Source organism: uncultured Mycobacterium sp., assembly GCF_964249325.1.
Lineage (GTDB): Bacteria > Actinomycetota > Actinomycetes > Mycobacteriales > Mycobacteriaceae > Mycobacterium.
In genome coordinates, this window is sequence record NZ_CAXUCH010000151.1 from 1 (window position 1) to 10,668 (window position 10,668).

The 10,668-nt window shown below is 65.4% G+C and carries 11 protein-coding genes; 1 reads left to right on the plus strand and 10 read right to left on the minus strand.

The window, feature by feature from the left end; translation table 11 throughout:
• Positions 1-163: 163 nt before the first annotated feature.
• From ACFE99_RS17190 to ACFE99_RS17215, 6 genes are read right to left on the minus strand one after another with little or no spacing between them, the layout of a single operon-like run.
• Positions 164-1,825, minus strand: coding sequence for a class I adenylate-forming enzyme family protein (locus tag ACFE99_RS17190; RefSeq protein ID WP_375487373.1), 1,662 nt, complete (start codon positions 1,823-1,825; stop codon positions 164-166).
• Positions 1,826-1,829: 4 nt separating this feature from the next.
• Entirely contained in the window at positions 1,830-3,557 is a 1,728-nt protein-coding gene (locus ACFE99_RS17195) for an FAD-binding protein (RefSeq protein WP_375487375.1), read from the minus strand.
• Positions 3,554-3,799: a biotin/lipoyl-containing protein gene (locus tag ACFE99_RS17200; protein WP_375487377.1), complete on the minus strand. Its 246-nt coding sequence runs from the start codon at positions 3,797-3,799 to the stop codon at positions 3,554-3,556. Before ACFE99_RS17200 ends, ACFE99_RS17195 begins: the two co-directional genes overlap by 4 nt.
• Positions 3,799-4,782, minus strand: coding sequence for an alpha-ketoacid dehydrogenase subunit beta (locus ACFE99_RS17205; protein ID WP_375487379.1), 984 nt, complete (start codon positions 4,780-4,782; stop codon positions 3,799-3,801). The genes ACFE99_RS17200 and ACFE99_RS17205 overlap by 1 nt, the downstream gene beginning before the upstream one ends.
• Entirely contained in the window at positions 4,779-5,756 is a 978-nt protein-coding gene (locus tag ACFE99_RS17210; protein WP_375487381.1) for a thiamine pyrophosphate-dependent dehydrogenase E1 component subunit alpha, read from the minus strand. Before ACFE99_RS17210 ends, ACFE99_RS17205 begins: the two co-directional genes overlap by 4 nt.
• Positions 5,753-7,135, minus strand: a complete 1,383-nt coding sequence (locus ACFE99_RS17215; RefSeq protein ID WP_375487383.1) for an SRPBCC family protein — start codon at positions 7,133-7,135, stop codon at positions 5,753-5,755. The genes ACFE99_RS17210 and ACFE99_RS17215 overlap by 4 nt, the downstream gene beginning before the upstream one ends.
• A gap of 135 nt (positions 7,136-7,270) precedes the next feature.
• On the opposite strand from ACFE99_RS17215, the gene ACFE99_RS17220 reads away from it, so the two are divergent.
• Positions 7,271-7,948: a TetR/AcrR family transcriptional regulator gene (locus tag ACFE99_RS17220; RefSeq protein ID WP_375487385.1), complete on the plus strand. Its 678-nt coding sequence runs from the start codon at positions 7,271-7,273 to the stop codon at positions 7,946-7,948.
• A gap of 284 nt (positions 7,949-8,232) precedes the next feature.
• Here ACFE99_RS17220 and ACFE99_RS17225 read toward each other — a convergent pair whose 3' ends face one another.
• The 4 genes from ACFE99_RS17225 to ACFE99_RS17240 all read right to left on the minus strand — a co-directional run.
• A complete protein-coding gene (locus ACFE99_RS17225) occupies positions 8,233-8,679 on the minus strand; it encodes an ester cyclase (RefSeq protein WP_375487387.1) in 447 nt (148 codons plus the stop codon).
• A 40-nt stretch (positions 8,680-8,719) separates the two neighbouring features.
• Positions 8,720-9,778 (minus strand): phosphotransferase, encoded by a 1,059-nt coding sequence (locus ACFE99_RS17230; protein WP_375487389.1) that lies wholly within the window; start codon positions 9,776-9,778, stop codon positions 8,720-8,722.
• Positions 9,779-9,809: 31 nt separating this feature from the next.
• The gene (locus tag ACFE99_RS17235; protein ID WP_375487391.1) at positions 9,810-10,418 is read right to left on the minus strand and encodes a nitroreductase family protein; all 609 of its coding nucleotides are present in this window, start codon (positions 10,416-10,418) and stop codon (positions 9,810-9,812) included.
• Between the two features lie 15 nt (positions 10,419-10,433).
• A partial coding sequence (locus tag ACFE99_RS17240; RefSeq protein ID WP_375487393.1) for an SDR family oxidoreductase occupies positions 10,434-10,668 on the minus strand: 235 nt, incomplete at its 5' end.

Sequence of the window (10,668 nt, forward strand, 5' to 3'; positions counted from 1 at the left end):
CACATGCACAATTTCGCGTCGACACGACATAAGTTGTGGGATCGCCTTGCGGCCTGGTGCATAACGGTGGCCACCGAGCGGCGAGCGCTCACAGCCGCGTAGAACGCCGCTCAGCGACTGGATGTGAGCCTCGCCGTCGGAGTCGTCGGGTGTCGACGGCGGCTCAGGCGGTGCTGACCGCGCCGCATTTAACCTGCAACGTGCCATTTTTGGACCAATCACGCAGCGGGTGCTTGCGGACCTTGCCGGTGATGGTGCGCGGCAGTCTGGTCACGACGCTCCACTCGGCTGGACGCTTGTGGCGGCTCAGCCGGGCTTCAGCGAAGGCTGCCAGTGCGGCCACGTCGACCTGGGTGTCGGCTGCCGGCAGCACCGCGGCGACAACCCGCTCGCCCAGCCGGGCGTCGGGGGCTGCGAAGATCGCCACTTCCGAGATTGTTTCGTGCGCGGCCAGCGCGTGTTCCACCTCGGCGGGGTAGACGTTGAGACCGCCGCGGACGATCACTTCACGGATGCGCCCACGGAAGGTCAACACGCCGTCGTCGTCCATCGAGCACAGGTCACCGGTGTGCAGCCAGCCCGCGCCGTCGACGGCTGGGTCCAGAGAGCCGTCGGGCCGAAGGTAACCCGACATGATCAGCGGCCCGCGCACGCACAACTCGCCCACTGCGCCGGTCGCAACGAGTCGACCCGCGCGGTCGCAGATCATGTAGTCGCGTCCGGGCAGGCACCGCCCCAGTGTGTGCGTGCGAACGAATGCCAAGTCGCCGGGCGAGCTCGATGTCATTGCCGGGGCTTCGCTTTGTCCGTAGGCCACCATGAACGTGATGTTGAGTCGGCGCTCGACATCGTCGATCAGGCGGGGGTCGACGGCGGTGGCGCCTCCGACAATGGTTCGCACACAAGAGAAATCGGCGGGCGATACTTCGGGCATGGCGAGCAGGTCGATGAGCATGGTGGGCACCAGCCCGATCAATGTCGGGCTCGTCTCGCGGATCGCCCGCAGCAGCATCTTTGGGTCGAAACGCTCAACGATGGTGTAGCCGCCTCCGAATGACAAGGTAGTGATTAGTCCGGTGATCGAGGCACCGACGTGATGCAAGGGCAGCGGGTTGAGCCACTGCTCGCCCGGTTGTGCAGCGTTCGCTCGGCCGTAGATGCGGCCGATGTTCACCGCGACGCGGTGCGACAGGCTGGCGGCCTTGGGTTGGCCGGTGGTGCCCGACGTGTACTGGATGAGAAATTCGTCGTCGGGTCTTACAGTGCACTGCGGTGCCCGGGCGTGCCGAACGGGCGCGCGCACCGCGGCGATGTCGCGGACGGCGGGTTGCGGCGCTAGCGCCTGTCGCAGGGCGCTCATGCGGTCGAGCACCTGCTGATGCCCGAACGACTCGGCGGCCAGGACGACCGCGACCCGCGCGTGTGAAAGCAGGTAGACAGCCTCACTGTCGGTGACCGACGGGCTGATCGGCACCACCGCCAGGCCCGCCAGCGCGCAGGCGTACATGGCGATGACCCACTCCACAGAGTTAGGCGCCACCAGCGCGACTCGCCCACGGTGCGGGTTGAGTTCGCACAACCAGGCCGCCGCACCACACGATCGCGCGTACAGCTCGCTCCAGGTCATCGATTCCATGCCGATGTCGGTGAGCCACATCAGCGCCGCTCGCTCCGGCGTATCGCGAGCATGCCGGGCCAGCGATGCACCGACCGTCTCGGCCGACAACTCGGCCAGATCAACCGCCCGCACGAAGGACACGCCGGGTTTTTCGGGCGTCGCCGGCGCGGGTGCGGCGGCCGCCGAGCCGAACCTCAGCCGAGCCATGGCACTAGGCCGGTAGGGAAGTTGGCGCCACCGGCGCACGGGCGAAGGCATGCAGGTCGGCCGCGCCGCACATGTGGTTGGCCGCGATCCAGCCGAAGACGAACGACGCGCCGATGCTGGCGCCCGCGCCAGGGTAGGTGCGTCCCATGACCGACGCGGTGCAGTTACCCGCTGCATATAGCCCTGGCATCGGCCGGCCGTCGGTGTCGATCACCCGGGCATTTTCGTCGGTCAGCAGCCCGCCGCAGGTGCCGACGTCACCCGGGTAGAGCGCCACGGCGTAAAACGGCGGCCGCTCGACCGGTGCGACGCATGGGTTGGGTCGCACCCGCGGGTCACCATAGTAGCGGTCGTACGCGCGCTCGCCCTTGTGGAAATCGGGGTCTTTGCCTTGCGCTGCAAAGGAATTGAAGCGCTGCACGGTGCGTGCCAGGCCGGCGGCGTCGATGCCGCACCGTGCGGCGAGCTCATCGAGCGAGGCGGCTTTGACCATGTATCCGCTGGAGATCCAGCGCCGTGGGGTCAATCCGCCCGGGGCGAAGCCCCACATGTAGCGGCGGCGATGGCGGCTGTCCATGACCCACCAGCTCGGAATCGCTGGTGCCGCCGCGTTTCTGTCATACATCGCCTGGCCGACTTCCATGTAGGACGCAGCTTCGTTGACGTAGCGCTCGCCATTGCCGTCGACCAGGATGCCATGCGGTTTGGACCGCTCATACACGACGTACAGCGGCGAACCATCGGGCAGGACTGAGCTGGGTATCCACCACGCTTCGTCCATCAGATCGGTGGCTGCGCCGTGACGCATCGCGGCTTCGATCACCTCGCCGGTGTCGCCCGGGTTGGCCACGGTCCACGCCGTCGAGGCGGGCTGGCGACCGTATTTCGTTCGCATCGCCTCGTTGTGCGAAAAGCCACCGGCGTCAAGCAGCACGCCGCGCCGGGCCCGGATACGTATGGGGCGCCCTGCGCGCATGGCGCAGACCCCGATGACGCGGCCGTCGCCATCGCGCACGAGGTCTGTGACGGGCGATGATGTCCATACCGGGATATCGGCGCGGATGGCGGCCAGCAGCATCCAGCCCTGCAGGGCCACACCGGATCCGCGCACCGATTGTCGGCGCGCTATGGCCGCGCCAAGTCTGGCGGCAACCTTGGCGGCGGTGCTGACCGCTTTGGCGGTGCGGATGCCCGCCGTCAGCGGGGCGAGTTCCCCGGTGTGGATGGGGATGGCCGGCAGCGTTTCGCTGATACGGAGTCGTTTTTGCCATGGGCCGAGCTGGGTGGTGTCCAACAGCTCAGTCTCAATCGAGCGTCCCCGGGCTTTGCCGCCGGGGCGGTCGTAGTAGTAGTCGGCGTAGCCTTCGCAGTGACGAAACGGAATTCCCTGCCGCTCTAGGAATCGCACCATTGGTCCGATTCCGTCTAGGAAAGCACCCACCCGAGCCGGCGAGGTAGACGGACGGTCATGTCCGACGACGGCGTCGAAATAATGCAGCGCATCGGCGCGGCTGTCTTGGACACCGGCCGCACGTGATACTGGATTATCGGGTAGCCACAGCACTCCTCCCGACATCGCAGTGGAACCGCCGACCACATCGGTCTTTTCCAGTACCAGGACCTGCTGGCCGGCGTCAGCGGCAGCCAGTGCGGCGCACATCGAACCGCCGCCGCTGCCGACCATCACGCAGTCGGTGACAACATCCCAGTCGTCGATCTCGTTGTCTGTCATGGCTCGTCGGTGATCTCCGCTATCAATGTGCCGACCGGATACGTCTCGTCGGGAGAACCGATCAGGCGGATGCGCCCGGCGGCAGGCGACGCGATTTCCTGATCAACCTTGTCAGTTGCCGCCACATACAATGGCGCTCCGATCTCCACACGCTGGCCATCTTCGACCAGCCACTCCGACAAGGTGGCTTCTTCGACGGCCATGCCGAGCTTGGGGATCTTGATCTTGTGAATGAGCGGCACTACATGGCCTTCCGGACCGCGGCTTCGATGCGATCAGCGCTGTACATGTAGGCCTGCTCGAGTACCCGGCTGAACGGCACTGGGCAGTTGCGCGAGCCCACACGCACGACCGGCGCGCGCAGCGAGCCGTGCAGTTCTTCGGCGATGAGGGCCGATACCTGGGCGCCGACGCCGAATTGCTCGACGGCTTCATGGACCACGACCGCGCGCCCGGTCTTGGCCACCGACTCCAGCACGGTGGTCTTGTCCATCGGCGAAATAGTGCGTAGGTCAACGATTTCCACGCTGATGCCCTCGGCGTCGAGCTTGTCGGCCAGGCCAAGGATCTGAGCAACGGGGCGCCCGTAGGTGATCACTGATATGTCACTGCCGGCGCGGGTGATGTTGGCCTGTCCCAACGGGATCCGCAGCCCGGGTTCGGGCGCGGGACCTTTGTCCCAATAGGTGGGCATGGTTTCCAGGAAGATGCAGGGATCGTCATCGAAGATGCACGACAGCAGCAATCCCTTGACCTCTGCCGGCGACGAGCCGGTAACCACTTTCAACCCGGGCACGTGGGCCAGCCAGACTTCCGGCATGTCCGAGTGCTGCCCGCACGAACCCATGCCCGCCCCGCTCATCGTCCTAATGGTCAGCGGCACCGCGGTCTGACCACCCGACATGAAACGGATCTTGGCCGCGTGATTGACGATCTGATCCATGGCGACCGATAGGAAGTTGGCCAGCATGATCTCGGCCACCGGACGCATCCCCGCAATCGCGGCGCCGACCGCACAACCGGCGATGGCCTGCTCACTGATCGGCGTGCTGCGCACCCGCTGCGCCCCGTATTTTGTCGACAGCCCAGCGGTGACCTTGGCCACCCCGCCGCCCTCGCGGTCGGCGATGTCCTCGCCCAGCAGAATCACCGACTCGTCGGCGGCCAAGGCATCGTCCATGGCCATATTCGAGGCCTGCGCGAATGTGATTGTCCGCGTTGTCATACCAACACTTCCTGTGCGTACACGTCGCGACCCAACTCGGCGATGTCGGGATGGTCACTGGCCCGGGCGAACTCGACGGCGTCCTCGATCTGCTCTCGGCATTCCTGTTCGATCCGGGCCAACTCCGGTTCGGTGGCATGGCCGTCGGCCAGCAGGGCTGCTCGCAGCGCAGGAACCGGATCGCGCGCCAACCGTTCGGCATAGATGTGCTCGTCGATGTAGCTGCTGTCGTCACCGAAGAAATGGCCCATGTAGCGGAAAGTCTTCGCCTCCAGCAGCGTCGGCCCCTTGCCGGCCCGGGCACGCTCGATCGCCTCGCCGGCCGCGCTGAACATCTGCGCGGGATCGTTGCCGTCGACCGTCACCCCCGGCATCGCGTATCCGCCCGCCCGGTCGGCGATATTCGCACAACTCGTGCCGTTCGCGTAGGCGGTGTGCTCGGCGTAGCCGTTGTTCTGGCACAGGAATACCACCGGCAGTTTCCACAGCGACGCCAGGTTGAGCGCCTCGTGGAACGCGCCGATATTGCTGGCGCCGTCACCGAAGTTCGCCACTACCACCCGCTGCTCGCCGCGCAGCTGCGCGGCCAGCGCGAGTCCGTTGGCGATGGGCAGGCCGCTACCCACCACGCCGGTGGTCAGCATGACCCCCGTCGCGGGATGGGTGACGTGCATCGGACCACCTTTGCCCTTACAAAAGCCGGTGACTTTTCCGAAGTACTCGGCCATCAGCGGGCGCAGCGGCACTCCTTTGGCAATCTGGTCGTGGATGCCGCGGTAGGTGGTGACCACGTAGTCCTCGGCCCGCAGATTCGCCGCGGTGGCCGCTGCGACGATTTCCTGGCCGCGCGGTGAGTAGTACGACAGCGCGATCTCTCCGGACATCAGCAGCGTGCGGATGCGCTCGTCGGTGAAACTGATCAGCGCCGCGGTTCGGTAGATCCCAAGCAGGTCCTCGGGAGTCGGTGTGCTCATCGGCCGCCGTCCTGCCCGTTGAGGCCGAGATACTCGTGCAGCACCCGGTGGAAGTTCGAAATGGGTCTCTCCTGAACGGGATTCGTTCGTGCACCGGCGAAGCCACGTGATTTCATGCCCTGCTGCACGTGACGCAGGTTCTGGAAGTCCTGCGGCAGAATCCCGCCCCAGTCGTCGTGCTCCTCCCAGCTGGAGAAGAACTGGCGCTCCAGTGGTGGCTCCTTGCCGGGCGCGTAGCGCACCAGCGACCACACATCGAACACGCATGAGTCGGGGTCATCCCCGTTGGGGCGGGCGCGATACCACAACGCTCCGTCCATGAACGGCAACACGATCAGGTTGGGGAACATGTGCCAGTCGATGCCGGCCTTGACGATCTGCTCGAAGGTGATCCCGTCCGGCCAGCCCGCGCCGTCCTCGATCGCGGCCTCGCGCTGAAACATCAGCAGCTGCATCAATACGCTGGCGGGTTCCTCGCCCTCAGGCACGTCGGTCAGCAGCCGCTTGGCGGCCTCGTAATCACGCGTGCTCCAGATCGCGCGCAGTTCGCGTTCCATCTCCTCCATGAACTTGAACAGGCCGTGCCGCAGGTCTTTTGGTACCTCACCGCCCAGCCGCCGCGACGGGAATCCCATCGGCCGGTTGTCGGGTGGATAGGTGGACATAGCGTGCTTGCCGAACGCCTCGCTGACCGTCCAATCGTCTTGGAAGCGCAGCAGTTGTGGATGGGTGGCCGCGACGTGGTAGCCCTCGTTAAACGCCTCCAGCACCACTTTCCAGTTGCACGGCAAAATCACCGACTTGTACCACCGGTAACGCATCTTCTCGAACTCATAGCCGTCGAAAATCTCGGGCACCGGCGCCAGGTAGTCGCGCAGCGGCTCCGGCGAGTCTTGCATCGTGACGAACACGAATCCGCCCCAGGTGTCGACGTGCACGGATTTCAGATGAATGTCGGAGTCCTGCAGGCAGCCGTTGTAGTCGTCGCGGTCGAGGACTTCGCGCGGGCTGCCGTCGAGGTTCCAGCGCCAGCCGTGGAAACGGCAGTAGAAGTGCTTGGCGTTGCCCCAGCCTTCGGTCAACCGGCGGCCGCGGTGCTGGCAAACGTTGTAGTAGGCGGCCACGGTGGCCTCGTCCACCCGGTTGACGATGATCGATTCGTCGGCGATCTCGTAGGTGACGTAGTCGCCGGGGTTGGGGATTTCCTCAAGCCGGCAGGCGACCTGCCAGACGTTCGGCCAGAGCAGTTGCTTTTCCAGCGCAACGTATTTCGCCTCGTAGTAGGGCTCTTTCGGAACGAAGTCGACGCGCACCGCGCCTATTTTTTGTCCTGCGGCGGTGCCCAGGCCGGTTACCGGAACTTCTGTAACGTCCGTCACTTCTACCCCTGCAGTGTTCTAGCTCACATCACTAGTTAGTAATCACTGTATAGTTGGGCTCCCGCCTCGTGTCAATGCCGCTTAGCTGCGGCACTGTGGCAGAGTGCGAGAAGCAGCGCAATAGGCAGGAGGGCAATGCGCGCCGAGCCAGCCGGCCGTACTCCACGCATCCGCCGCAGCGGCGACGAAGTGCGGTCTCGATTGATCGCCGCCGGTCGCGACGTCTTCGCCGAGCGCGGCTACGCCGGGGCGTCGACCAAGGAAATCGCCCGCCGCGCCGAGGTCGGCGAAGTTCTGCTGTTTAGGCACTTCGGCAACAAGGCCGGACTGTTCGACGAGGCCGTGCTGGATCCGTTCGCAAAGTTCGTCGACGAGTGGGTGCACTACTGGGCGCGGCGCGGTCTGCACGGCGAGTCGATCGAGGAGCTCGCCACTGACTACGTGGAGCTGCTCTACGGATTCTTCGAGGACAACCGTCAACTCGTGACCGCACTGCTGTCGGCCCGAGCCCACCACGAGGCGACCGCGGACCGGCTGGAAGAGCTGTTCTCCCGTTTAGAAGCGACCGCGCGCGAGGGCTCGGCCGAATACGGGCTGCCCGTGCGCGATCCGGTGCTCACGGTGCGGCTCACGTTCGGCATGGTGCTCTCGGCTGTGGTGCACGCCGAGCTGTTGTTTGCGGCCGGCGACTCGCTCTCGCGGGAGCGCATCGTCCACGAGGTTGCTTGCTTTCTGCTGCACGGCATTGCCCACCTGCCGGAGCCGCCAGCCCAACCCCGGCGGGTCAGGGGGCGGCGTCGGCGAAACCAGTGAACCCGTAGCGCGCATTTGGCCCCGCAAAACCGTAGTTGACGACTCCGTAATCCACGCCGCCGGTGTTGGCGGTGAAGCGCGCGACGTGATCATCCTGGCGTTCAGCAGGTTGGTGGCAGGGGCGGCTGAGTCGGAGACCGCCATGTCAACGGATTGCGGCTGGTGCCAGGGGAGCCACTGTGCCAGTGCCGCGCGGGTCTTTCGTCATCGCGCAGCTGGGTCGGGTCGACATCTACGGGCTCCCGTTAAAGTCTGGCCGTTGATGCGTGTGACTTTGCGGATTATCACGCCTGACTGCACGAATCCTCGCCGCGGAGTTGAGCTTCCAAGCCACGCAGGTTGAGATACATCCGCTCGCAGATGAGGTCGGGGCCGTCGAACTCGTAGACGGCGATGGCCGGATAGTTGACCGTTGCACCAGTGGGCGGGATTCCGTTGTACTCGCCGTCGTGGCGGCCAGTGATGCGGTACTCGACGATGACGGCGTCCTCGGTGTGGTGGATCTTGTCGGCGACGTAGGTGATCGACGGCAGGGAGGTGCCGAACGAGGCGATGAGGTCGCGAACCGGCTCTGTACCCTCGATCACCGGCCCCTCGACGGCGCGCAGGTCATATTTGGGCCGGCTGAAGGTTTTCAGTGCGGTCTCGGTGTCGTTGCGGTTCTCGGCGTCAATGTGCCGCACGACAAGGTTTTCCCGGTGGGTGCGAAGTGTTTCGCGGATCTCCGTCATGGCAACCTTCCTTTCGTGCTGACGCGCGGTGTGCAGCCCCCTATGAGAGCGCCACGCCCACCGCTGCGCCGGTTTGCAGGTCGACAACCGCATGACCGAAGCGCTGTAGCGTTTCGGTGATGATGTCTCGGGGCTGGAACGCTTCGGGGTTGGTCAGCCAGGCAAAGTAGCCGTAGGCCATGTGGGCGCGATATAGCTCCCACATTTCGTCGAACGTTGGCGCATCGGCGACGCCCGCCCGAGCCAGGGCTGCCAGATAGTGCCGGACAAGCTCGTGTTCGGTGCGCCGGCGCATGTCGGTGCTCATCGCCGATCCCACCAGGTAAGCGACGTCGAACGCCGGTGACCCCCGGCCGGCGACCTGCCAGTCGCAGAGTGCGGCGTGGCCATGGTCGAAGTAGACGTTGCCAACATGGGCGTCGCCGTGCAGCAGCGTCTTTGGTCCCGCGTCTGAGACTGCGACGAAACCCCAGAACAGGTCCAAGCTTCGGCGGGCGTCATGCAGTTCATCGGGGAGGACCGCGCTGCGCTCGGGCTGGTTGATGAACCCGGCCACAGTGTCGGCTCCCAGCATCGAAAAGTACGCCCGGCCTTTGCTGTCGGGGTCGGCGAAGTGCTCGAGCCACTCAGCGCTCGACAGCCACTCGCTGTTCCACCGGCCGGCATGCAGCAGTGCGAGGTTTTCCAGCGCGCGAGACACTTCGGCGACGGTCAGCGGCGTGCGCGCCGAACAGAACCGCACGGATGGCCGGTTCAGGTCTTCCATCAGAATCGCGCCGAAGCCCTCGTCGTCGACGTCGGACCAGTACACACGTGGAGCGCGTACCTTGCTGTGTGACAGCTCATCTCGGAAGAATCGGGCCTCGGTGGCATAGATTCCGACCGGCGCCATGAAAGCCGCGTGGTCTCCCATGCCGGCCTTGAGGCACATGGTGGCCGGAAGCGGCACCGGGCCGTCGTAGGCGAGCCGAAGCCGGAGCTTCGTCGCAGTACCCCCGATCACTTCGGCGATCGCCACGTCGGTGACGCCTGTTTGAAGAACCTGCGATAGCCATTCGCTGGTGATGTCCTCGACCCGCCGGGGCACGTGCGGACTCATCTGACCTCCGATCGGATCGGCAACCGGCCGGTCACCACGGGGTCCCGAACCGTTCGCGGTGGGTCACCTGCGTCGCGGGACGCCGCCGCGGCGGAGCCAGCGGCATGGCGGGCCGGCCGATATAGACGGCGGCCATCGGCGACAGCGTGTCAGGCAGCTGCAGTCGCTCCCGGACCCGATCGACGCCGAACGTCGTCAGCCCTGTGGTCAAGCATGACCCGTAGCCGAGCGCATTGGCAGACAGCAGCAGGTTCTGCACGGCGGGATAGATCGAAGATTGTGCAAAGATCTCCGGCACACGCTGGGTGTCCACGCAGACCACGACCACTACCGGCGCGCTCGCGAACCCGCCTGGGCCCACGGCGAATTCGAGGTCGGCATACATCGCGTCGCTTGTGACGTGCTGACGGGCGTACTCCGAACCACCAGCTTGCCAGGTCTCGGTCCACCAGCGCGCGAGGTCTTCTCGGGTCTGCGCGTCGCGCACCACAATAAAGTGCCAGGGCTGGGTGTTTTCTGCGCTGGGCGCATGCACCGCAGCATCGAGCATCTGCTCGAGGTCCGCGTCGGTCACTTTGCCATCAGGGTCAAACCGACGACACGCCCGCTGCGCGCGTATCACCGAAAACAGCTCAGCCATTGTGGGATACCCCGCTCAGACCTTGGTAGCGCCCATGTCAACCGTCAGCTGGGTGCCGGTCACCGCACGGGACAGATCCGATGCCAGCCAGATCACCGCATCGGAGATGTCACTTGGTTCGGCGGTGGGTAGGTGCGGCAGCACGCTGCCGAATGACATCAGGTAGTTGGGGTGGGCGGGGAGGGTCTTTTCGATGAACGGATCGTCGGCCATCGCCGTCGCAACCGCCCACGGATGGATGGTGTTGACC